Source organism: Thioclava sp. SK-1, assembly GCF_001705665.1.
GTDB lineage: Bacteria > Pseudomonadota > Alphaproteobacteria > Rhodobacterales > Rhodobacteraceae > Thioclava.
Map to the genome: position 1 here is coordinate 179919 of NZ_MDHA01000044.1, position 24152 is coordinate 204070.

General features: G+C 57.3%; 22 protein-coding genes. 10 read left to right on the plus strand and 12 right to left on the minus strand.

Going from position 1 to position 24152, the window contains the following annotated elements:
• Positions 1-28 precede the first annotated feature (28 nt).
• The gene (locus BFP70_RS10765; protein WP_066011576.1) at positions 29-775 is read left to right on the plus strand and encodes a SapC family protein; all 747 of its coding nucleotides are present in this window, start codon (positions 29-31) and stop codon (positions 773-775) included.
• Between the two features lie 234 nt (positions 776-1009).
• Here the strand turns inward: BFP70_RS10765 and BFP70_RS10770 are convergent, their stop codons facing one another.
• From BFP70_RS10770 to BFP70_RS10790, 5 genes are all read right to left on the minus strand, one after another.
• Positions 1010-2149, minus strand: coding sequence for a FliM/FliN family flagellar motor switch protein (locus BFP70_RS10770; RefSeq protein WP_066011577.1), 1140 nt, complete (start codon positions 2147-2149; stop codon positions 1010-1012).
• Between the two features lie 82 nt (positions 2150-2231).
• A complete protein-coding gene (locus BFP70_RS10775) occupies positions 2232-4928 on the minus strand; it encodes an ATP-binding protein (protein ID WP_066011578.1) in 2697 nt (898 codons plus the stop codon).
• A gap of 12 nt (positions 4929-4940) precedes the next feature.
• Positions 4941-5279: a hypothetical protein gene (locus BFP70_RS10780; RefSeq protein ID WP_066011579.1), complete on the minus strand. Its 339-nt coding sequence runs from the start codon at positions 5277-5279 to the stop codon at positions 4941-4943.
• On the minus strand, positions 5279-5695 hold the full coding sequence (locus tag BFP70_RS10785) for a response regulator transcription factor (protein WP_066011580.1): 417 nt from the start codon (positions 5693-5695) through the stop codon (positions 5279-5281). Before BFP70_RS10785 ends, BFP70_RS10780 begins: the two co-directional genes overlap by 1 nt.
• Positions 5696-5772: 77 nt before the next feature.
• Entirely contained in the window at positions 5773-7227 is a 1455-nt protein-coding gene (locus BFP70_RS10790; protein ID WP_066011581.1) for a short-chain fatty acyl-CoA regulator family protein, read from the minus strand.
• Between the two features lie 232 nt (positions 7228-7459).
• Between BFP70_RS10790 and BFP70_RS10795 the strand changes: the two genes are divergently transcribed.
• Positions 7460-8626 (plus strand): mechanosensitive ion channel family protein, encoded by a 1167-nt coding sequence (locus tag BFP70_RS10795; RefSeq protein WP_255356671.1) that lies wholly within the window; start codon positions 7460-7462, stop codon positions 8624-8626.
• Here the strand turns inward: BFP70_RS10795 and rocF are convergent.
• The 4 genes from rocF to BFP70_RS10815 all read right to left on the minus strand — a co-directional run bounded on the left by rocF (position 8623) and on the right by BFP70_RS10815 (position 12991).
• Positions 8623-9546, minus strand: coding sequence for an arginase (rocF, locus tag BFP70_RS10800; protein WP_066011582.1), 924 nt, complete (start codon positions 9544-9546; stop codon positions 8623-8625). The genes BFP70_RS10795 and rocF overlap by 4 nt on opposite strands.
• A gap of 105 nt (positions 9547-9651) precedes the next feature.
• Positions 9652-10578: an ornithine carbamoyltransferase gene (argF, locus tag BFP70_RS10805; RefSeq protein WP_066011583.1), complete on the minus strand. Its 927-nt coding sequence runs from the start codon at positions 10576-10578 to the stop codon at positions 9652-9654.
• Positions 10579-10616: 38 nt separating this feature from the next.
• On the minus strand, positions 10617-11795 hold the full coding sequence (locus tag BFP70_RS10810) for an aspartate aminotransferase family protein (protein WP_066011584.1): 1179 nt from the start codon (positions 11793-11795) through the stop codon (positions 10617-10619).
• A 359-nt stretch (positions 11796-12154) separates the two neighbouring features.
• A complete protein-coding gene (locus tag BFP70_RS10815) occupies positions 12155-12991 on the minus strand; it encodes an ABC transporter permease (RefSeq protein WP_255356672.1) in 837 nt (278 codons plus the stop codon).
• Positions 12992-13261: 270 nt separating this feature from the next.
• Between BFP70_RS10815 and BFP70_RS10820 the strand changes: the two genes are divergently transcribed.
• Positions 13262-13885 (plus strand): GcrA family cell cycle regulator, encoded by a 624-nt coding sequence (locus BFP70_RS10820; RefSeq protein ID WP_066011585.1) that lies wholly within the window; start codon positions 13262-13264, stop codon positions 13883-13885.
• A 179-nt stretch (positions 13886-14064) separates the two neighbouring features.
• A complete protein-coding gene (gene rimO / locus BFP70_RS10825) occupies positions 14065-15465 on the plus strand; it encodes a 30S ribosomal protein S12 methylthiotransferase RimO (protein ID WP_066011586.1) in 1401 nt (466 codons plus the stop codon).
• Between the two features lie 6 nt (positions 15466-15471).
• Here rimO and BFP70_RS10830 read toward each other — a convergent pair whose 3' ends face one another.
• Complete coding sequence (locus BFP70_RS10830) at positions 15472-16224, minus strand: Crp/Fnr family transcriptional regulator (protein ID WP_066011587.1); 753 nt, start codon at positions 16222-16224, stop codon at positions 15472-15474.
• An 80-nt stretch (positions 16225-16304) separates the two neighbouring features.
• Positions 16305-17315: a GTP 3',8-cyclase MoaA gene (moaA, locus tag BFP70_RS10835; protein ID WP_066011588.1), complete on the minus strand. Its 1011-nt coding sequence runs from the start codon at positions 17313-17315 to the stop codon at positions 16305-16307.
• A gap of 156 nt (positions 17316-17471) precedes the next feature.
• Between moaA and BFP70_RS10840 the strand changes: the two genes are divergently transcribed.
• The 4 genes from BFP70_RS10840 (at position 17472) to BFP70_RS10855 (ending at position 21755) form a co-directional block, all read left to right on the plus strand.
• Positions 17472-17936 carry a hypothetical protein gene (locus tag BFP70_RS10840; protein ID WP_066011589.1) on the plus strand — a complete coding sequence of 155 codons (465 nt, stop codon included), beginning with the start codon at positions 17472-17474 and terminating at the stop codon, positions 17934-17936.
• Positions 17937-17949: 13 nt separating this feature from the next.
• Positions 17950-18390 carry an isoprenylcysteine carboxylmethyltransferase family protein gene (locus tag BFP70_RS10845; RefSeq protein WP_066011590.1) on the plus strand — a complete coding sequence of 147 codons (441 nt, stop codon included), beginning with the start codon at positions 17950-17952 and terminating at the stop codon, positions 18388-18390.
• A gap of 299 nt (positions 18391-18689) precedes the next feature.
• On the plus strand, positions 18690-20279 hold the full coding sequence (locus tag BFP70_RS10850) for a Re/Si-specific NAD(P)(+) transhydrogenase subunit alpha (RefSeq protein ID WP_066011591.1): 1590 nt from the start codon (positions 18690-18692) through the stop codon (positions 20277-20279).
• Between the two features lie 15 nt (positions 20280-20294).
• Positions 20295-21755 (plus strand): NAD(P)(+) transhydrogenase (Re/Si-specific) subunit beta, encoded by a 1461-nt coding sequence (locus BFP70_RS10855; protein ID WP_066011592.1) that lies wholly within the window; start codon positions 20295-20297, stop codon positions 21753-21755.
• Here the strand turns inward: BFP70_RS10855 and BFP70_RS21035 are convergent.
• A complete protein-coding gene (locus BFP70_RS21035; protein ID WP_176715549.1) occupies positions 21747-21899 on the minus strand; it encodes a hypothetical protein in 153 nt (50 codons plus the stop codon). The genes BFP70_RS10855 and BFP70_RS21035 overlap by 9 nt on opposite strands.
• A gap of 127 nt (positions 21900-22026) precedes the next feature.
• Between BFP70_RS21035 and BFP70_RS10860 the strand changes: the two genes are divergently transcribed.
• The gene (locus tag BFP70_RS10860; protein ID WP_066011593.1) at positions 22027-23022 is read left to right on the plus strand and encodes a TIM barrel protein; all 996 of its coding nucleotides are present in this window, start codon (positions 22027-22029) and stop codon (positions 23020-23022) included.
• Positions 23023-23063: 41 nt separating this feature from the next.
• Positions 23064-24113 carry a substrate-binding domain-containing protein gene (locus BFP70_RS10865; RefSeq protein ID WP_066011594.1) on the plus strand — a complete coding sequence of 350 codons (1050 nt, stop codon included), beginning with the start codon at positions 23064-23066 and terminating at the stop codon, positions 24111-24113.
• Positions 24114-24152 lie beyond the last annotated feature (39 nt).

Below are 24152 nucleotides of genomic sequence, written 5' to 3' on the forward strand. Positions count from 1 at the left end.
GCAGCAGCGCAACCACAGGGATCCAGCCATGGCCAAACAGCTTTTGATTTATGATACGGCGACCCCGGTCAACCCTGACACGCATCGTGATGTGTCGGTGAAAATGGCCGGCACCTACGCCTTTGCGCGTAATGTGAATTCCGTTCCAATCGTCGCCGCCGAATTTCTGGCCGCTGCCAGCGATTGCGTTATCGTTTTTGCCGGCACGGCCGAGGCCGTCTTTCCCGCCGTTTTGCTGGGTCTGGAACCAGATCATAACGAATATCTGGATGATCAGAACCGCTGGTCGGGGCGGTATGTCCCAGCATTTTTGCGCCGCTACCCCTTTGTTTTTGCACAAAACCCTGAAACAGATCAGCTGACGCTTTGCATCGATGACACATTTGAAGGGGTCAACACTGACGGCAAGGGTGAGCGCCTGTTTGACAGTGAGGGCGCGCGCAGCAGCTATTTAGAGGCGCAGCTGTCCTTTGCCACACAATATCAAAACCAATATCTGCGCACCAAGGCATTTTGTGATCGCCTGCTGCAATTGGATGTTCTGGAACCGGCGGTGGCCAATTTCACCGGTGATGACAGCCAGCCGCGCCGCCTATCGGGGTTTTTCCGGATAAGCCGCGAAAAGCTCAAGAAAATCTCGCCTGAGGTTCTGGGACAAATGTTCCACAATGACGAGCTGGAGCTGTGCTATGTGCATCTGCAATCGTTCAATAATATCGAAACGCTTGGGATAAAGCTGGCGGCAAATACCGCCAAGGGGCAATCGCTGCAATAAATGTGATCGATTGCCTCTCCAGTTGGGGACGTTTCGATCAGTCGATGCAGCCATCTTCCGCTGTTGTGCGTCAGACCTTTTGCGTTGGACGCACAGCGGCAACGACGAGGGCCGATAGGAAGCCAACTCAAAGCGATACCGTATTAGCACACTGCCCTATGGTAACATTCGACCTATCAGGCCCCCGCGCGCAAACCGCCGGCCCATCGGCATGGCCCGTCAGCTGATCTGATGTCAGGCGGTTTTCATCGCTGGCATGTCTTCGTCATCCTCAAAACCGCCCATTGGCAGCCCCATCGTGGGCATCTCGCCATCATCGGACAAACCACCAAGATCCATTTCCGCAGGGGCTGCCTCAATGTCGTCAAAGCCACCAAACCCAGCGGCAGCACCCTCTTCATCCATCGGTGCCATCCCACCAAACGGGCTTGCACCAGCGTCGAATGAGCTGTGATCAGGCTCTGCATCGTTTAATGCGTCTTCGGCATCATCTTCCAGAATGCGCACCGCGCGGCGCCCGCTGTGCTGACCCAACCGCGCAATGGCCATACGCCTACGCCCGGCGCCTTCGATTTTCAAGGTCTCAAGCGCATCACTTGGGATCGGGATCTCCATCCCCGGCGTCAGGCCCATCGCATCGCCCAAAGGCATCGACCAACGGTGCAGTACCGCCATCAGCTCTGCGCGGGTGCTCATCACTGTGCGTTCCATATTCTGCGTCCAATTCGGATCGGTGCCATGTTTGGGCACGACGACGCTTGGCGCAGGCTTTTCACCGCGCCCCGCCGCCGGCAGGCACATCGTCATGGAAATATCGCGTAACAGCCCCGGCCCGACACGCATCGTAACCTCTACGCAGCGGTAGGATATATCGTCCAGGATCAGGGACAAAGGGCGTGGATCATCCAAGAACGAGGCATAGCGGAAACCACCGGCCCAAATTATATCGTCGCTTTCCAACAACAGCCGTTCCATTCCCTCCAGGACATTATCAAGGAACTCTTGCACCATCGTTGCGTCAACGCGGGTTGGGCGGCGCGGGCTGGGCGCAACCTTGGCCAGTTGCCCCATCGTCAAAATTTCAATCAAGGCGGAATAGGTCGTGGTTGGCAAAGCGACCATCCCCAGACCTTCTTGCGGGCCTTCCACCACGCAAAGCATTGACATTTCCTCAACGCCTTCAAGCATTTCAGCAAGCGATTTCTTTACCTGCTTCACATCCTCCACTTGCAGCGGAAGCTCCAGCATATCCTGCGCCACTTTGGCCAAAACGCTGCGTAAAGCGCGCTCTACAGTCACCACGACGCCGGCACCATCAGCTGCCGCCGCTGCGGTTTTGCGCCGCAAAATTGATATCGCCTGTTCGTCCACCATATGTCCGATCCGAACCCCGTCTGCTCAGTTACAGGCACATTCGCAGATCAAGGTTGACAAAAGGTTTCGCAAAATCGGCATCTTAGAGGGTTTCCGCAGGGGAAGGCGCAGAAATGCTGCTGCGCAGCGGCAATGACACACGAAATGCGGCCCCGCCCTGACCGGGAAGATAGGCAATTTCCCCACCCAAATTGACCATGATTTCACGACAGATTGCCAGCCCCAACCCCGCACCACCTGCCCGCGACATATCGCTAAGGCGCGAAAACTTCTCGAATATCAGCGCCTGTGATCGGGTTGGAATGCCCTGCCCATTGTCAATAAAATCCACATCAATCATGTTGCCGCGCCGATGCAATTCAACCCGCAAAACGCCCGGCTCTGCAGCACAATATTTCCGTGCATTTGAAATGAGATTGATGAAAACTTGAACCAGACGATCACAATCCGTGAAAACCGGCATATGTTCGGCGGGGAAGTCACGCTCAATTTTAAAACTGCGCTCGGGCCGCGTGCTTGAGGCCGCCTGCACCGCCCGGTTCAGCAGATCATGCAAATTGGCGACGGTAATATTCAACTGCACTTTGCGATGCTCCAATACCGCCAAATCCAACAAATCATCCAGCAATCGTGTCAATCGGCGGGATTCTTCATGAATGATTTCACTGTATTGCACCCGCATCGCTTCAGGCAAATCAGGCTCCATCAAGATTTCCGAAAAAGCCCGGATAGAAGTCATCGGCGTGCGCAGTTCATGGCTGATCTGGCCCAAAAATGCATCCTTTTGCACCGACAATTCTGTAAGCTTCTCATTGACCTCTTTCAACCGAGAGGCCACGCGCGTCAGCTCTGCTGACTGTGTCTCAAGCTGTGCGGAATGTTCTTTAATCTCAGCAGCTTCGCCAGCCATCGCGATCAGGTCTTCGACCGAAACCCGCGCCCCTTGTGCCAATTGCGCCAACATCGCGTGCGCCGTGGCCGCCCCGACAGAGCCGGCCAACTTGCGTTCCAATGCGGTTAGGAATTGCGCCGTGGGATCGGGCAGCCAGCCGGCCTTACCCTGTGCCTGCGCTTGCGCCTGAAAGAAATTTTGTGCGGGTGCCGCACCCAAAATTCGCTGCGCCATGGACAGCAGGTCCTCTGGCTCTGCCCCGGTTTGTTGCCAGTTTTGCGAGCCGTGGCTTTGATCAAACACATTCACAAAAGCGACGCCTTGCAACCGCTCCATCGGCGGTGGAAAACTGATCAGAGACAGGATCAAAAATGCGGCCGTATTCAGCAAGAATGACCAAAATATTGCATGCAGCAGCGGGTCCAGCCCCTCAATCCCGAACAACGCCTGAGGGCGCAGCCAGTGCAGACCATAAGGTCCGTGCTCCATCAGCGCAGCGGTAAACAGCCCCGCCTCGCCAAAGCTGGGCAAAAACAGAGTGTAAAGCCAGATCGCCGCGCCCAATACCAAACCCGCCTGCGCGCCCTGATGCGTGGCACCGCGCCAATAAATCCCGCCCAACATTGCTGGCAAAACCTGCGCGGCCCCGACGAAAGCGATCAACCCGATCTCGGCCAAAGCGCCCGATCCGCCAGAGAGCTGATAATAACCATATCCCATCGCCAGAACGATCGCGATCGACACCCGCCGCGAAAACAGCACCAGCCCGCGCACATCAGGTTCGGTCCCGCGCCGCAGCGCCAACCACAGCGGGGTGACAATATGGTTCGACACCATCGTTGCCAGCGCAATCGCCACCACAATCACCATTGATGTGGCCGAAGAAAACCCGCCCAAAAACGCCAATAGCGCAAGGTTCCCACGCTCTTCCCCCAGTGGCAGGGTCAGGACAAACAAATCTGGGTTTGCATCCGCAGGCAGCAATTCCAAACCGATTGCGGCAATGGGCAAAACAAAAATGCTCATCAGCAGCAGATAGGCTGGAAACGCCCAGCTGGCCGTCGCCAGATGCCGTTCATCAACATTTTCCACCACCAGAACCTGAAACATGCGCGGCAACGTCAACACAGCCGCCGCCGATACAAAGGTCAATCCGGCAAACCGCCCCGGGTCCAGATGCCAGCCCGGCCGTGCCGCGGCATCAATGCGCGACAGCACATCCATCGGCCCATCCGCAATGCCCCACACCACGAAAATACCCACCGCCAAAAGCGCGATCAACTTTACCACGGCCTCCAGCGCAATGGCCATGACAACGCCGTGGTGGCGTTCATTGGCATCCAGATTGCGCGTGCCGAATAAAATAGTGAACAGCGTCAGGCCGCAGGCAATCCACAGGGCTGTCGGCCCCTGACCGGGCAAAACCGGGTCGTCGGGTGCCGGAGTAACAAAGGCGCCAAAGCTTTCGGTCACAGATTGCAGTTGCAGCGCAATATAGGGGGTGGCCGCAGCGACCGCCATCAATGTCACAATCACACCCAAGGTATTGGATTTACCAAAACGCGAGGAAATCAGATCCGCAATTGAAGTCACGCGATACGCCCGGCCAATGCGCACCAATTTTCGCAACACCCACCACCAGCCCACAAAAACCAATGTCGGCCCCAGATAAATTGTCAAGAACTCTAACCCCGACCGCGCCGCATAGCCCACCGCACCGTAAAAGGTCCATGCTGTGCAATAGATCGACAAAGACAGGGTATAGACCCAAGGGCTGTGCAGGAATCGCGTCTGCCCACGCAGCGCCCGGCGCTCGGCCAGAAACGCCACCACAAAAAGCAAGATCACATAGGCCAGACAGACCGTGACCAGAATTTTAAATGGCATCGGCGGCTCCGGTCAGTCAGCGCTTTGCGCAAGGGCCGCGGCCTCGGCCCGGATGCGCTGCTCGGGCGTTGAACTTTCCGGAAGCTCTTCTTCTGTCAGGGTCGGGCCAAGCCCCCGCGCCAGCCCAAAGGCCAGCACGACCAACCCCAGCCAGACCGCAAATAGATACAGCCCCCCCGCCGCCACACTGACAGTATCCGCCTGCGCGCCGGTCGTATCGCCCACATGCCAATAGCCCGGTATCAAGATCAACACGGCCCCAAGGATAGGCAACAACCGCACCGCATCCATCATCCGACGGCGGCGATAGGCGCGGCGCGCCAGAAACAGCGGTTGCGCGGATTTTCCCATCACCGTGGTGGCGCCGGGTGATCTGGGACGCTATCGCAAGAAGCAACGGCAGGCAGCGCAATCTGTTCTAGCACGGTTAGCAGCTCGGCATTGGCGAAAGGTTTTGCCAAAAACGCCGTCGCCCCTGCCTTATGTGCCGCATCACGGTCGCGCGCCTGACCACGCGCTGTCAGCATCAACACCGGCAAGTTGCGAAACATGGGATCAGCGCGCAAATCCGCCAGGATTTCCAACCCAGAGCGCCCGGGCAACATCATATCCAAGATCACCGCATCAGGGCGCAGCGCACGCACCTGCGCAGGCGCACGTTGCCCGTCGCTTTCAACAGACACAGCCCATCCACGACGCGACAAGATGAATCGCACAGCCTCAGCGATATGCGGCTCGTCCTCGATCAGCAGCACTTGCTTTTGCATCATCTGCGTCCTCCCCAAGATAAGGTTTACGCCCGCCATGCGGGGGCTGTCAATTTAACCGGGCCGCGACCATCGTCCTAACGTTCAAACAGGATCGACGGCTCGCGCCGGGCCGGGCAATCCCCGCGTGGGCACACCCGACATGAGGTCCCCACAGGACGCGCGCCAGAGGCCTCATCCGTAGGGGGTGGCAAGATCAGCATCATCGATTCACTCAGCATCGGCATCGCCCCGCCACGCGGCGCCGAGAAACTGCCGGGCCGATGCGGCGCACACCACGTATAGGTCAAGAACCGCTGTGGCAGCCGCCCAGCAATATCAATCACCATTCGGATGGGCTGCATAGGACGGGCCAAGGCCTCGTACAAAGGCCACAGCGGGCACCCCGCGCCAAAACGCGGCAACGAAAACCCCGGGACAGGTCGGCGAAACGTCATCGCGCCTGCGCCGTCACAGACGACCAAACCAATTGGCGGCACGCCCTGAATATCGGGCGGCAGCGTCGCCAAACGGCGAAACACCTGCGCAGGTTCGACATCGAAACGCTGCGCCAGTAGCCCCGGATCGGGTCCAAAGCTTTGTAATGCGGCGACAAATGGCTCCAACGGCAATGCCTGCGCGTCCGCGCGCGCGCGCGTCACATGGGCCAGTGCCATTGTACGCGCCGCCCCCGACGCAAGCTCCGGCACATCAGCGATCGCCTTTACAGCCGCACCTTGATGATCATCATTGGCACTCTTCGCGCCCGTAACTGAGTTTGAATTCCTGTCTTGTTCGGGCGGCTCTGGCATATGCCAGTGGTGGGTTTCCAACCAGGCTTCCACCTGTTCTTGTGGCGAAGACAGCCCGGTCTCGGCCTCTTGCTGGCTGTCCAAATAACCCACGAGCGCCTCTGCCGTGCCCGCCAAGCGGCTACTTTCTTCCTGGATCGTGCGCAAGAAACGATCGCGCCATTCCGGTTCTATTTGCGGCTCATCTGCCAAGATCGCTGAGGTAGAGCGCAAAGACGTAACCGCCGACAAAACCTCATGCAGGCTATCAAGCAAGAAAGGGTCTTGCGCCATGCGTTCGGAAAATTGTTCCAACACGCGCTCCAGCCGGGTCACGCGGGCCTGTTCCATTCCCAATAAATTGGCCCAGCCGGGAAATCGTCCGACAAATTCTTCGATCCGGTCGATTTCCGGGCGTTCGATATCGCTGCGATCGGCTTTGCTTGCACCCGCTTTTGGCCATGCAGCCAAGGACCGGTCTGCGAAATATACGCCGGGACGATCCTGTTGTGCGCGTGCCGCGGCCTCGCGCAACCCATCGAATAAAGCACCCTCCGCCCCCTCGGCCAGCGCGACCGTATCAACGCCCAAAACCTGCGCTACCGTCTCTAGCAGCGCCTCGCTGACGCGGCGGCGATTGTGTTCGATCAGGTTAATATAGGCCGGGGAAATTCCAACTTGGCGCGCCAGGTCCGCCTGTTTCATACCCAAAGCCGTGCGGCGCTCGCGTATGCGCGTGCCGGTTAATGACGCTCGTGCCATTTGGTCCTCCCCTGCGTCAGCTTAACGCGTTTACCGGGGCAGACAACTAAAATTCACGAATTTGCACATGTTTGGCACCTCTCGCCAACACTCGGACCAGCTTCGCACCCAGCCCCGCGCTATCGCGATGTCGCCAGTTTGTGACCCCCACGGGTTTGACTTATGGCCAAGGCTGCCATCATGCTGCGTTGCAGCAAAGGCCGCTGAATAAAGACCACAGTATGAAGGACCCATGATGGACCCAACCACCCTGCCGCAAGACATCCAGCATATTGAAGACAGCGTTACCGAAGCCGTTGGTGCGGCGGTTGAACAAACCACCCGGTTCTTGCCCGATTGGGCGGCCAGCGTTCTGGTGCTGGTGGTTTTCGCTCTGGCCGCGCTACTGCTGTATCGGTTTGTACTAAGTATGCTGACGCGGATGGTGGCATCGCGCGATCTGTTCTGGCGCTCCCTTGTGTCACGTTCGGCGCAGCCGCTGCGGATGGTGCTTCTGATTGCGGGTGTTGGTATCGGGATCAAAACCGCCCCGATGTCGGATCAGGCAGCAAGGATCCTGGGCCACATTCTGTTGGTCAGTTTCATTATCTGCATCGCCTGGATCTGCCATACGGCACTGTTCATCTGGACCACGTTGCATATGCGCAGGTTCAAACTGGATGCCGAAGACAACCTTCTGGCCCGCAAACATGTCACGCAGACCCGAATTTTACTGCGCGTTGCGAATGTGATGATCGTCGTCTTTGCTATTGCTGCCGCCTTAATGACCTTTCCTGCCGTGCGCCAATATGGTGTGTCCTTGCTGGCGGCGGGCGGCGCGGCAGGGATTGTGGTCGGCCTGGCCTTACAGCCCTTGTTGAAAAACCTGATTGCCGGCATTCAGCTTGCGCTGACACAACCGATCCGCATCGACGACGCGCTGATTGTCGAAGGCGAATGGGGCTGGGTCGAAGAGATCACCTCGACCTATGTCGTGCTCAAGCTTTGGGATTGGCGCCGTCTGGTGGTGCCGCTGTCATATTTCATCGAACAGCCGTTCCAGAACTGGACGCGCGAGAATGCAGAGCTGATCGGGACCTGTATGTTCTATCTGGATCACAGCGCCCCAATCGACACGCTGCGCAGCGCCGGACGCGAAATCGCGGCGCGCAATCCGTTGTGGGATGGAAAAGTTTACGCGATGCAAGTAACGGATTTTCGCGAAAGGGTGATGGAGGTGCGTGTGCTGATATCGGCGCGCACCGCGCCCAAAGTCTTTGATTTGCGATGTGAAATGCGCGAAGGGCTGATCGCATATATTCAGGAAAATCACCCCAAGGCCCTGCCCAGGACCCGCGCCGAGGCCGATCTGAACCTGTCAGAAGGCGCCATTACAGCGCGGCCTGACCCGCTTGGCTAATGCCGATGAGTCGGGCGGTCGAACACCCGCCGCCCGAACAGCGACGCAGTCAAATCCACCATCAAGGCCGCGGTCTTCCCACGTTCATCCATCGGCGGGTTCAGTTCAACTAGATCGAGCGAGGTCACCAGCCCGCTGTCATGCAAGATTTCCATCACCAGGTGGCCTTCACGAAAGGTCGCTCCGCCCGGGACCGTGGTCGCCACCGCAGGCGCGATCGACGGATCAAGAAAATCAACGTCTAGGCTGACATGCAACATCCCATTGGCAGCGCGCACACGGTCTAGAAAGTCGCTAAGCGGTTGCGCGATCCCATGTTCGTCAATCGCACGCATGTCATGGATCACCACATCGCTTTGTGCCAGGGCTTCGCGTTCAGCAGGATCAACTGAGCGCAGACCAATCATACATACATGTGCTGGATCAACCGTCGCACGCAGGGCCGGGAACGCATCAAACCCATCCCGTCCAGTCACATATGCCATTGGCGTGCCGTGCAAATTCCCGCTGTCTGTGCTGTGCGGGGTGTGGAAATCGGGATGCGCATCCAGCCACAACACAAACAGCGGACGATCCAGATCAGACGCATGGGCGGCCATGGCTGCCACGCTGCCCATCGCCAAAGCATGATCACCGCCCATAAAGATCGGAAACCCCTCTTGCGCCGCGCGTATGCCGGCATCCAACAGGGCCTCGGTCCAGGCGACGGTTTCGGCCAGCTTATACAGTGGCGCAGGCGCATCCATCGGGCGCGATGGTGCAGGCGACAGGTTGCCAAGGTCAGTCACATCGCGGCCCAGATCGGTCAATGCCTCGACCAGGCCGGCCACACGATACCCGTCAGGCCCCATTAAACAGCCGCGCGCACGCTTGCCGCAATCCAGCGGCACACCAAGCAACATCGTTTTCACATCAGCCATCTTGGATCCCCCAGAGAATTCATTACATCGCGGCGCAAATAGTGTGACAGGCCGATCAGACAAATAGGCCTGTCACATGTTTCAAAGGCATGGCTCACAAAGGGCTTATTTGCCCAAGCACCAGCGCATAATGGCTTTTTGGGCGTGAAGCCGGTTCTCCGCCTCTTCAAAAATCACCGAATGTGGGCCATCCATGACCTCACTCGTGGCTTCATCATTGCGATGGGCCGGCAAACAATGCATGAACAGCGCGTCATCATTGGCGTGGCGCATCAGCTCTGCATTGATCTGATACGGCCGCAGCTGGTTATGCCGACGTTCCTTGGCCGATTCCGGATCATGCATCGAAACCCAGGTATCCGTGACCACCAGATCGGCCCCCGTGACCGCCTTGACCGGATCGCGTTCGATCGACACATTCACACCTTGCTTACGGGCGAAATTCACCCATTCTTGCTCGGGATCCAGCGTCGATGGCCCGGTAAAGGTGAAATCAAATCCAAATTGGCCCGCCGCATGCAAAAACGACGCACAGACATTGTTGCCATCACCAGACCAGACGACTTTCTTGCCCGCAATCGGCCCGCGCTGTTCTTCAAATGTCATCACGTCTGCCATGATCTGGCAAGGATGCGTGCGATCGGTCAAACCATTGATCACCGGAACGCTGGCATGTTCTGCCATCTCCAGCAGTGTTTCTTCTTCAAATGTGCGGATCATGATTAGATCGACATAGCGCGACAGAACCCGGGCAGTATCGGCAATCGTTTCACCATGCCCCAATTGCATGTCCTTGCCCGACAAAACCATCGTCTGCCCGCCCATCTGCCGCACACCGACATCGAAACTGACCCGGGTCCGGGTCGAGGGCTTTTCAAAAATCAGCGCCACCATATGGCCATCCAGCGGCTTGTCGGTGTCCAACATGCCTTTAGGCTGCCCCTGCCGTGCGGTCTTCACCGCCTTAGCAGTGTCAATCATCGACCGCAGCTCGGCTTGACTGGTTTTGTGAATATCTAGGAAATGTTTCATCGTCATTCTTTCTTGCGCCAGGCAGTGCCGGCCGTCCCTTACTGTGCCGCATCCAATGTCTGCGCCGCCTGATCCAAAAGCGCGATCGCCTCGGCCATATCTGCGTGCGAAATATTCAATGCCGGCAGCAATCGAACGACATTATCTGCCGCAGCAACCGTCAGCAAACCAACCTCGTAACCGGCTTTCACCAAATCTAAATTCGGCTTCCGGCATTTAAGGCCCAACATCAGCCCCTCACCACGGACCTCTTCAAACACATCGGGATGCGCCGCGATCAGCCCTTCCAAAGACTGCCGCCATGCTGCAGCCTTCTCCCGAACCTGGGCCAAGAACGCCGGATCCGACACGGTTTCCAAAACCTTTGCCCCCACGGCACAGCCCAATGGATTGCCACCATAGGTTGAACCATGCGTGCCTGCAACCATGCCGCGCGCCGCCTCTTGTGTCGCCACAACTGCGCCCAAGGGGAAACCGCCGCCAATCCCCTTGGCCACCATCATAATATCAGGCGTCACACCCGACCACTCATGCGCAAACAGCTTGCCACTGCGCGCCACGCCACATTGCACCTCATCAAAAATCAACAACGTGCCTGTCTCATCGCATAACGCGCGCAACGCCTTCATATCCGCATCGCTGACAGGACGAATACCGCCCTCCCCCTGGATAGGCTCAATCATGATCGCAGCCGTCGTCTCACTCACCGCACCGCGCAGCGCCTCCATAGCCCCCCAAGGCAATTGCGTGAACCCCGGCAACAAAGGCCCAAATCCTTTGACCATTTTCTCGGAATTGGGCGTGGCAGAAATTGCCCCGGTTGAACGTCCATGAAACGCGCCATCAAAAGTGATGATCTCAACACGCGCAGGATCGCTCTCATACCAATATTTCCGCGCCATCTTGATCGCCAATTCGGCCGCTTCCGTGCCCGAATTGGTGAAAAACACTGTATCGCCAAAGGTCTTTTCAACCAACATATCGGCCAGCGCCTTTTGCGCCGGGATCTCATACAGGTTGGACACATGCCATAATTTCTCCGCCTGCGCGGTCAAAACAGCCACCAGCTCGGGTGCGGCATGGCCCAATGCATTCACCGCAATCCCCGCGCCCAGATCCAGATATCGGCGCCCATCCTCGGTAAATAACCAGCTCCCCTCACCGCGAACAAAAGCCAGCGGTGCACGGTTATAGGTGGGAAGAACAGAGGCGATCATCAGCGGAACTCCGGAAAAGGAAGGCTTTGACGTGCATCAAGCCCGAAGGGCTGTCAACGTTCAAGACCCGTTTGCAAAGAATAGAAGGGGGACTGTGGCATCGCACCACATCAAATCACGCAGCCGCGCCCAAGCGCGTCATTTATCGGCGTCGAAGCGCCAAGATATGAATATCCAACGTGATCATGCCCCCCAGATACGCAACAACCCAAATAAGGTCAATATCCAAGCGCCATTGCCATACAGGCATCTTTCATCTTGCCAACAATATCCCGGGGGCTCCGGCGTGCCGGAGCGGGGCAGAGCCCCTCACAGCATCCACCCCCCGCGCGCCAAATGCGATCCTTGTGCAACCGCACTCACGCCTTCAGGCGAAACCCGATGCGGAACCAATACCATGACACACCCAAGACAAGCGCCAGCCAAACGGTAACAACCCACAGCCCTTGCCATGGTGAGGCATCCGAAACACCCAAAATCCCGTAACGCGCCCCGTCGATCAGATAGAACACCGGGTTCCAATGCGACAAGCTGCGGAAAAACGGTGGCAAAACTTCAACGGAATAGAATGTGCCAGACAGGAACGACAAGGGCGTGATCACAAAATTCGTGAATGCGGCCATCTGATCGAATTTATTGGCCAAGATAGAGGCAATAAGCCCCAACCCGCCCATCAGCATCGCACCCATTACCATCCAGACCAAGGCCCAGACCGGATGCGCCACCCCCTGCCCCATCGCTACAAACATTCCCAGGGCGATCACCACCGACACTATCAGGGACCGCCCGATCGCACCCGCCAGATAGCCCACAACCAATTCCCAAGGGGCCAATGGCGGCATCAATGTATCCACAATATTGCCCTGCACCTTGGCCACGACCAATGAAGAGGATGTATTGGCAAAAGCGTTCTGGATCACCGTCATCATCAAAATGCCCGGTGCCAGAAAATTCAAAAAGGGCACGCCCATGATATCGGCACGCCCCTGCCCAAAGGCCAAAGCAAACACCACCAAAAACAGCCCGGCCGTGATCAAAGGCGCCAGAACCGTCTGTTGCCACACCGATAAAAACCGGCGGTTCTCTCGCCAACACAGGCTGGCCAACCCCAGCCAATTCACCCGCCCAAACCGGCGCACGCCCATCGTCCGGGCCGTCTCAGCACCAGTTTTCTCAGAAATCGGGTCTACAGACATTCTTTCGTCCTTTCGCGCCATAACCGGGCATGGCCTTCTTCACGTCAGTTTAACGCCCGCCACCACTGCAGCAGCGGTCGTCTTTTTACCCCATCTAGGGGGAGAAACGGCAATGAACAACTCTTGGCGCATGTCTACATCTTGAAATCACCCGCGCCGGGTTGTATCTGGTTGGCTTGCATGAAAGTTGGCTTGCACAAAAGTCAGCTTGTAAGACCGGGTGCAGATCTCAAGGGCCGCGCCCGGATGCCCGAAAACGAAAGGAAGCCCATGTCCTGGACCGATGAACGCGTCGAGACCCTAAAGAAGATGTGGGCCGAAGGCCAGTCGGCCAGCCAGATCGCCAAAGAGCTGGGTGGCGTCACCCGTAATGCGGTGATCGGCAAAGTGCACCGTCTTGGTCTTTCGAACCGCACCGCGGGCGCAGGCTCTGAACCCGCGGCAAAACCGGCGGCAGATGCCGCCCCGGCCGCAGCTGCGAAACCCGTACCCAAACCCGCCGTGGCCGCAGCCCCCACACCAAAGCCAGAGCCAAAACCGGCCACCCCTGCTGCCGCACCCAAGGCGCCGCCGATGACGACCTCGGCCCAGCCCCCTGTCGTGGTGACAAACCGCCGGCCCATCGTGCCAGCCGGTCAACCATTGCCCCCGCAGCCATCGGCCAATGAAATCAGCCCCGAGGCACTGGCCAAAGTAGGCGAAGTTGAAAAACATGCCAAACGCCTTGGCCTGATGGAGCTGACCGAGCGGACCTGCAAATGGCCCATTGGCGACCCGGCCACAGAGGAATTCTGGTTTTGTGGCCTGCCGTCGCAAGCTGGAAAACCCTATTGCGAAGCGCATGTCGGCGTGGCCTTCCAACCCATGAGCTCGCGCCGCGATCGCCGCCGCTGATCGTTCGGCCATACGGCATCAGACATTCAACTAAGGGTGCGGGGGCGAAATGCCTCTGCGCCCTTTTTTATTTGCAGCAGCCAAGTCACCCGGCGCAGCGAATGAAAATGCGCCTGCGCGGACCACGCGCGATCATCTAGGCGCTTCCCGCATTGCGCGCTTGGGTGTATAGGGCGGGTATGAGCCAGAATCCCCCCAGCCTCCGCCCCGATCTTGCGCCCCAAGCGCGTTTCAATGAGCCAGCCCGGCCAGGCCAGCCAACCATCGGGATGGTTAGCCTTGGCTGTCCCAAAGCGCTTGTCGATAGTGAACGCATTTTAACCCGGCTGCGTGCAGAGGGCTATGCGATCTCACCCGATTATACCGGGGCAGATGCGGTGATCGTCAACACCTGCGGCTTTCTTGACAGCGCCAAGGCCGAAAGCCTTGAGGCCATCGGAGAAGCGATTGTTGAAAACGGCAAGGTGATCGTGACCGGCTGCCTGGGGGCCAATCCCGAATATATCACTGGCGCACATCCAAAAGTGTTGGCGGTGACAGGGCCACAGCAATTTGAACAGGTGCTTGACGCAGTGCATGGTGCGGTTCCGCCCAGCCCCGATCCCTTTGTGGACCTGCTTCCCGCAGCCGGGATCAAACTGACACCGCGCCACTTCAGTTATCTAAAGATTTCAGAGGGTTGCAACCACAAGTGCAAGTTCTGCATTATCCCCGACATGCGCGGCAAACTGGTATCGCGCCCGGCCCATGCGATCCTGCGTGAGGCAGAAAAGCTGCTGGATGCTGGCGTGCGCGAATTGCTGATGATCAGTCAGGATACATCTGCCTATGGTCTAGATCGCAAACATGATCTTAGCCCCTGGAAAGGCGGTGAGGTGCGCGCACATATCACCGATTTGACCCGCGAAATGGGGACATTGGCGCGCGATGCAGGGGCGTGGCTGCGGTTGCATTATGTATATCCCTATCCGCATGTGCGCGATCTGATTCCGCTGATGGCCGAGGGGCTGGCCCTGCCCTATCTGGACATCCCGTTCCAACATGGCCATCCCGATGTGTTGAAACGCATGGCACGGCCGGCAGCATCGGCCAAGACATTGGATGAGATCGCGGCCTGGCGCGCCTCTTGCCCCGACATCGTGCTGCGGTCGACCTTCATCGTCGGCTACCCTGGCGAAACTGAGGCAGAGTTCCAATATCTTCTGGACTGGATGGACGAGGCCAATCTGGATCGGGTGGGCTGCTTCCAATATGAAAATGTTGCTGGCGCACGGTCCAATGATCTGCCCGATCATGTCCCGGCGGAAGTCAAACAGGATCGCTGGAACCGGTTCATGGAAAAGGCGCAAGCAATTTCAGAAGCCAAGCTGCAAGCCCGCGTGGGCACCGTTCAGCAAGTGATCGTTGATGAGGTAGACGAGGAAGGCGCAACCTGCCGCACCCGTGCAGATGCGCCCGAGATCGACGGCAACCTGTTCATCGACGAAGGGTTTGAGGCACTTAAACCCGGCGATATGTTGATGGTAAAGGTTGACGAAGCCTCTGATTATGATCTTTGGGGTCGGCCCATTTCGGGCTGACCGTGTTCAAATCAACGGGCGGCGCTCTGGCTTGATGTGCTCAATTTCAGCAAAATCGGCCAATTTGGCGGCATCTGGCACATAAAGCGTGCCGCGCCGCCAATCCGCCAACCCCTGTGCGCGTAGCTTGGCCAGCGTTTTATTGGTATGCACCAAAGACATGCCCAAAGCATCGGCCAGATCCTGCTGCCGCCATGGCATGACGGTGCGGTGGTCTTTTACTTCGCCCAGCTCATTCATACGGGCGAAAACCTGTAACAGTCCCCATGCAATCCGGGCCTCTGCCGGGCGCTGGCCAACGCTTGTCAGGCTTTCGGCCATCAGATGTTCTTCGCGTGCGGCCAACCATGTCAGGGCAAAGGCGCGGCGGGGCTGTTCTCGCAGCAAATCCCACATCGCGCTGCGATCAAACACACATAACCGCATCCGCGTCGAGGCTTCAAACCCATGGCTCAGCTCCCCCATCAATGCGGCTTGCAGGCCCAAGAAATCGCCCGGAAAGGCGAAATTAAGCACTTGGCGTGCACCATCGGGCAGGGTTTTATATCGCAATCCCATCCCGTCAAATATTGTGAACAATTGCGGGCTTGATGCCCCTTCAAGCAGCACTGTGGTGCCCGCGTCAACGATCAGCTCTCCGGTTTTGAACTGCTCCATAAAAGCCAATTCGTTATCGCTGAACGGTAGAAAACAATCCATCGCGCGCAAAGGACATTCCGTACAGGAAATCCGTTGGGCTGGGTGTTCTGAACGGGACATAGGTGACGCACTTTCATTATGTCATACGACAATGCGCGACTGGGCCTGCGGTTCCTTATCTAATTGACATTTTTGACAGCTTAACCGCCGGTATGGCTCATATGTCGGGTCATTTGCCCCGCGATCGACTGGCGTGAATAGTCAAAATCATGGCCCTTGGGCTTGCGCAGGATTGCGGCGCGGATCGTGTCAATCAAGGGGCCGTCATCATCTGGTGCCATGCGGATGGGCGCGCGCAGATCGGCGTTATCCTCTTGCCCCAGACACATGAACAGCTCCCCCGTGCAGGTCACGCGTACACGGTTGCAGCTTTCGCAAAAATTATGCGTCAGCGGGGTGATGAAGCCGATCTTTTGCCCCGTGTCGGTCAGCTTAACATAGCGTGCAGGGCCGCCCGTCCGCTCGGCCAGATCCACCATTGGGTGGCGCGTGGCAATCCGGGCGCGCATGTCGTCCAGCGCCCAATATTGATCCAGCCTGTCCTCTTCGCCCAGATCCCCCATCGGCATGACCTCGATAAAGGTCAGATCAAAGCCCTCCTCGCCACACCAATGGATCAGATCGAACAGCTCGTCTTCATTGAACCCTTTTAATGCCACGCTGTTGATCTTGACCCGCAGCCCCGCCGCCTTGGCCGCTTGCAGCCCCTGCATCACCTGCTCCAGCCGCCCCCAGCGGGTGATCTTGGCAAATTTCTCTGGGTTCAGCGTATCCAGAGACACATTGATCCGGCGCATTCCCAAAGCCGCAAGGTCGGGCGCAAACCGGGCCAATTGCGACCCGTTGGTGGTCAGTGTCAGCTCCTCCAGCGCACCCGTGTCCAAATGTCTTGAAACGGAGCGGAAAAAAGTCATGATATCGCGCCGCACCAGCGGCTCACCGCCTGTAACACGCAGCTTACGCACGCCAAGCCCGATGAAGGCGCTGGCCAGCCTGTCCAGCTCTTCCAGTGTCAAAAGCTCTTTCTTGGGCAGAAATTGCATATGTTCGGCCATGCAATAGGTGCACCGAAAGTCGCAACGATCCGTCACCGACATCCTAAGATAGGAAATCGGGCGGGCGAAAGGGTCGATCAAGGGGGCGTGTTCCATCCGCTATAGCTAAGCTGCATGGCCTGCCACGACAAGATGTGACAATGCGCATTGATGCAGGGGGGGCTTCGCACTAGCTTAACGATCAACCATAGGTGAGCGCATGGGCATGTCGCGATGCGTGTCGGGCTGTATTTAATAAAGGAAGACTATTTTATGCGATATTTCGTCTGGGGTGCCGGGGTTTTGATACTGGCAGGCTGCACGTCACCATTTGGCAAACCTGCGCAAGACACAGCACCGGTGGCCGCGCCTGCGCCGGTACAAGCGCCAACTAAGGGCATGCCAAGCGCGGCGGCGGCCAGCGCCGATTCCTATGACACCACCAGTGCCGCAGAACGCGCCGAGGCGGTGAAAAAACCCGCTGCGGCTCAGGCCCGGCTGGGCACCACAATCGCCAGCCTTGGCGACCCGACGATGCCTGGGTTTTGGCTGAAAACCGGGCTTGTCACCGCGCCTGCCAAAGGCCGGGTGGAGCTGGCAAACGGAAAATCCGCGCAGGTGGAACTGATCCCGTCAGGCGATGCGTCAACAGCGGGCAGTCAACTGTCACTTCCTGCGCTGCGATTGCTGGACGTGTCCTTGACCGACCTTCCCGAATTGACTGTTTACGGATCTTGATGGCGCCGGTGAGATGTTAAAAGAGATTGATATACCGCCGCTGTGGCTGGCCATATCTGCAGCCATTATCTGGTGCCTTGGAACCATAGTGCCGGTAGAGATCTCATTCGGGCGGCCTGTCGGTTGGGTGATCATCCTTCTGGGCGTGGGATTGCTGGTGGGTGCGATGGCGCAAATGGCCGCACAGCGCACTAGCTTCATCCCGCGCCGCAACCCTACCGCTTTGGTCACGGGCGGTTTGTTTGCGCTATCACGCAATCCGATTTACCTGGGCGATGCACTGATCTTGACCGGGCTCTGCCTGATTTGGGATGCGCCGCATGGGCTGCTTTTGGTGCCCATCTTTATCTGGTTGATAACACAGCGCTATATCCTGGCCGAGGAAGCACAGATTCGACAAGCATTCGGTTCTGAATTTGACAGCTACTGCACCCAAACGCGGCGTTGGCTGTAGCGCGAACCCGTTATTTCCTTGGCTATTCCTTAGGACTTTTGTCCGAGATCGACAAAAGCGTTTGCCCCCGCGGCACAAATTTGCATTCTGTTCAAAGCGATGAAACAGAATGAAAAATTAACGGCATACATTTGCATACTGTGATGTGCCGTTTATGCGCTTTGCAAATATCAAAGCTTTCCAAGGGTTTCGATTATTTGAACGCTTGTGAAACATTATTGCGCGGTGCTAAGGATACACCGCCACATATCGACCCGGAGCCATCTGCGTGCCGGGAACCGTAGAAGGGGGACACAGACTTGAAGATTGGCGCACCATCGGAGGTATTCGAGGGCGAGGCGCGCGTTGCTATGACGCCGGACTCGGCGCTTCAGCTGCAAAAGCTGGGCCATGAATGCTTTATCCAAACCGGCGCGGGCCAGAAGGCTGGCTTTGCGGACACCGCTTATGAAGCTGCGGGTGTAACAGTGCTCGGCTCTGCCGATGAACTGTTCTCGGCAGTTGATTTCATTGTCAAAGTTCGCCCTCCAACTATGGATGAAACAGCCAAGCTGACATCCGGGCAGACCTTGATCTCATTCTTTTACCCGGCCCAAAACGACGCGCTTATGGCGCAGGCGAAGGACACCGGCGCCACCGTTATTGCGATGGATATGGTGCCGCGAATTTCGCGCGCGCAAAAAATGGATGCGCTGTCATCCATGGCCAATATCGCAGGCTACCGCGCCGTTATGGAGGCTGGCAATAATTTTGGCCGCTTCTTCACCGGTCAGGTAACAGCCGCGGGCAAAGTGCCACCTGCCAAAGTTCTGGTTGTCGGGGCCGGCGTGGCTGGCTTGGCCGCGATTGGCGCATCGACCTCGTTGGGGGCGATCACCTACGCATTTGACGTGCGTCCCGAAGTGGCCGAGCAAATCGAGTCCATGGGGGCGGAATTCGTCTATCTGGATTTTGAAGAGGCCCAGACGGATGGCGCGGCAACAGGTGGCTATGCGGCCCCCTCCAGCCCGGAATTTCGCGAGGCGCAGCTGAAGAAATTCCGCGAACTTGCGCCTGATGTCGATATCGTCATCACCACGGCCCTGATCCCTGGACGCGATGCGCCCATCCTTTGGACCAAGGATATGGTCGAATTGATGAAGCGCGGCTCTGTCGTCGTGGATTTGGCAGCAGAACGTGGCGGCAACTGCGAATTGACCGTGAAAGATGAGAAGGTGGTTTCGGATAATGGCGTGACCATTATCGGCTATACCGACTTCCCATCGCGGATGGCACAGCAATCGTCTTCGCTGTATTCCACCAACATTCGTCACATGATGCATGATCTAACGCCGGGCAAAGACGGTGTAATCAATCACAACATGGAAGACGATGTGATCCGTGGCGCCACTGTTGTGCATGCCAATGAGATCACCTTCCCGCCGCCGCCACCCAAGGTAAAGGCCATCGCGGCCCAAAAACCGAAGGAAAAGGCGAAAGAACTGACGCCAGAGGAAAAGAAAGCCGCCGAAGTTGCAGCGTTCAAATCCCAAACCAAGACGCAGGTCGGACTGCTGCTTGGCGGCACGGTTTTGCTGCTGCTTGTGGGATCGGTCGCTCCGGCCTCGTTCATGGCGCATTTCGTGGTCTTTGTGTTGGCCTGTTTTGTGGGGTTCCAGGTGATCTGGAACGTCAGCCACAGCCTGCACACGCCGTTGATGGCGGTGACCAATGCGGTATCGGGGATCATCATCCTTGGGTCGCTGTTGCAGATTGGTGCAGGCAGTCAGGTAACGGGCGGCTGGTTGGTCGTTCTGCTTAGCTTCGTGTCGATCCTGATTGCGTCGATCAATATCGTTGGTGGCTTCCTGGTAACACGCCGGATGCTTGCCATGTTCCAAAAGTCGTAAAGGAGGGCAGGATCTATGGATATTGCACTGATCTCTGCGGCGTATATCGCGTCCGCTATCCTGTTCATCTTATGTCTTGGCGGTCTGTCGGGACAAGAAAGCGCCAAGCGCGCCGTATGGTATGGCATCGCCGGCATGGCGCTGGCCGTGGTTGCGACGGTGTTTGGTGAAGGCATCGGCTTTTATTGGCTGATCGGTTTGGGCATCATCGCAGGCTCTGTTCTGGGGTGGTATCTGGCGAAGACGGTCGAAATGACCTCAATGCCGCAATTGGTCGCCGCATTGCACAGCTTTGTCGGTCTGGCGGCTGTATTCATCGGCATCAACACGCATATCGTTTTGTCATCGGTCATGCCGATCATTGTCGAGCATGCGCAAACGGGTGCGCTGCCCGCCGCCTATGACGCGCTTAGCGGGTTCGCCGCAATTGTTGCGCATAAGACCATGGCCGAAGTGGCGATCTTGAAGGTGGAAACCTTCCTGGGCGTGTTCATCGGTGCGGTCACATTTACCGGTTCGATCATCGCCTTTGGCAAGTTGGCCGGTAAGGTTGATGGCAAAGCCAGCAAGCTACCGGGCGGTCATATGCTGAACGCTTCGGCGGCAATCGTTTCGTTGATTTTGCTGGTGATGTATATGAATGGCGCAGGCGTGTGGACATTGCTTTTGATGTCGCTGCTGGCGTTCTTTATCGGCTATCACCTGATCATGGGGATCGGCGGCGCGGATATGCCCGTTGTCGTATCGATGCTCAACTCCTACTCCGGTTGGGCGGCATCGGCCATCGGCTTCAGCCTTGGCAATGACTTGCTGATCGTGACCGGTGCGCTGGTTGGGTCTTCTGGGGCGATCTTGTCTTATATCATGTGTAAGGCGATGAACCGTTCCTTTGTTTCGGTGATCTTGGGCGGCTTTGGCGGCACCACAGGTCCTGCGATGGAAGTTGAGGGCGAACAGATCGCCATTGACGCCGGCGGTGTTGCTGAAGCGTTGAAAGACGCCGATAGCGTGGTTATCGTCCCGGGCTATGGCATGGCCGTAGCGCAGGCACAGCAAGCTGTGTCCGAGCTGACGACCCTGCTTCGCAAAGAAGGCAAGAACGTGCGTTTTGCCATCCACCCTGTTGCGGGCCGCCTGCCCGGCCACATGAACGTTTTGCTGGCCGAAGCGAAAGTGCCCTATGACATCGTGCTGGAGATGGATGAGATCAACGACGACTTCCCACAAACGGATGTTGTGATCGTCATCGGCTCGAATGACATTGTGAACCCGGCTGCACAAGATGATCCGAATTCGCCCATCGCGGGCATGCCGGTTCTGGAAGTGTGGAAGGCGAAACAGGTGTTCGTGTCCAAACGTGGTCAGGGCACTGGCTATTCCGGCATCGAAAACCCGCTGTTCTTCAAAGAAAACACGCGGATGTATTATGGTGACGCGAAACAGTCGATGGGCGAGCTGCTGACGCTGTTACGCTGAGCCCACTCTTTCGGGGCGGCGGATTTCCTGCCCCGTTGATCCAAAATTAAAACCGGCCGTGATCTTCATCATCACGGCCGGTTTTTTATGTTTGGCGGTCAAAACGGCATAGCTCATCGCACCATTATCACGGGCCACCGCCATGTCACCCCTGGTGAGTCATTCAAAATAGCGTTTAAAAACATAACTTTAAAACTTTCCTGGAGTGCATTTTATTTTTTACTATACAACTTCACAGCAATACGACATATTGTGAAGTAAGGAGATTCATATGCTTGGACATCGTTTTGCTACCCGTATCAATTCTTTTGCCTCAGACGCGGCGCGCTACTGGCCCGATCTGGCGGGCAAGCCGTCGCTGGCGCAGATGATCGCGCGCGCGGCCACCGTAAAGGGGCTGACAGAGCTGGATCTGAACTACCCCGATCACGTCACCGATAGCCCCAAAGAAGTGGCAAAGATGGTCGCAGACACTGGTCTTGGCGTGTCCGGACTGGCGATGCGCTATTATTCCAACCCTGCGTTCAAATTGGGCGCCTTTACCAACCCTGATCGCGCGGTGCGCCGTGAAGCGATTGATATGACCAAGCGCGGCATTGATGCCGCCGGTGAAATGAATGCGCCGATGATGACGCTTTGGCTTGGCCAAGACGGATTCGATTATGGTTTTCAGGGGGATTACCGCACCATGTGGGCGGATGAAATCGAAGCCATCGCAGAGGTCGCAGCCCATGATCCGACCTGCATGATTTCGATTGAATACAAACCAAATGAGCCCCGCGCATTCTCACTCTTGCCAGATGCCGCGACGACATTGATGGCCATTGATGAGGTGGGCGCGGACAATCTGGGTGTGACGATCGACTTCGCGCATTCGCTGTATGCCAATGAACAACCCGCCCTGTCAGCATCGCATATCATGCGCCGATCCAAATTATTTGGAATGCACTTGAACGACGGCTATGCAAAGCGCGATGACGGGCTGATGGTGGGCGCCGTGCATGTGCAAGCCACGCTGGAACTGCTGCTGGCGGTCAAACGTGGTGGATATGACGGGGCGATTTATTTCGACACATTTCCAGATGCGTCCGGGCTTGATCCTGTGGCCGAATGCAGCGCCAATATCCGCACCGTACGCCGGATGATCGCAGCAGTGGAGCTGATGGACTCAAACAACAAGTTGGGAGATGCCCAAGCCTTACAAGACCCAATTGTCGGACAAGAAATTGCGCAACTGGCCCTGCGGGGAGAGCTTTTGGCCAGCTGATACGCCGACATCATACACGTTGAAACGGGGAGGAGACCCACATGCAACATCTTTTAAACACGGCCCTGGCCTCTGGCGCTTTGATCTTCACCATTGGCGCCGCTTGCGCACAGGATCTGACGCCGCTCAATTCAGACAGTGAACCCGACCGCATTGATTGGTCACAGTTGGATGCTACTTTTGGCGATTTGGCGACACCGGCACAGGGCACAAAGGTTGGCGGTGTGTCGAAAACGCTGACCAACGAATATTGGCGCACGCTTGGCGAGGGCTATAAAACCTTTGCCGATGCGCAGTCGGTCGGTGTGGTCTATCAGGCGGCCAGCAACGAAGGTGATCAGCTGGGACAATTGTCCATTGCCGAAACGCTGATTTCGCAAGGGTTTGATGCGCTGCTTTTCTCCCCTCAGACCGATGCGAACCTGATCCCGGCGTTGGAAAAAGCTGCGGCGGCCGGGGTGCCTGTGGTCAATGTGAATGATGCGGTCATCCCGACAGCCCGCCATTACGTTGGCAATGTGCAAAAGGACAACGGCGTGCGCGTGGCACAGTGGTTCATCGACAACCACCCACAGGGCGGCAAAGTCGCGGTGATCGAAGGTCAGGCCGGGGTCTATGCTGCAGGGCAACGCACGGCAGGGTTTACCCAGACAATCACAGAAAATGGTAACTTTGATATCGTGGCCTCTGTGCCTGCGAATTGGTCGCGCGAGCTTGCGTTCAATGCCGCAGCCACCATTTTACAGCAACATCCTGATCTGATCGGCTTTTATGCCAATAATGACGGGATGGCGCTTGGCGTTGTCGAAGCCGTGAAATCGGCGGGAAAACAACAGCAAACAGCGGTATTTGGCACCGATGGGATTTCAGATGCCTATGCCGCGGTGCGTGCGGGTGATTTGACCGGAACCGTCGACAGCTTTCCACTTCTGACAGGTGAGGTGGCGATGGAGGTCGCGTTGCGCCTTATCGCGGGGCAGGAATTGCCACGCGTGGTGGCCACGCCACAGGCCCTGATCACCAAAGACACCATCGACAGCTATACAACCACCGATATGGATGCGCTGCGCGCCGTGCTGACGGCGCAATAATCACATCGGCTTTCGGTCTCAGACCCGCGGCACGGCTGC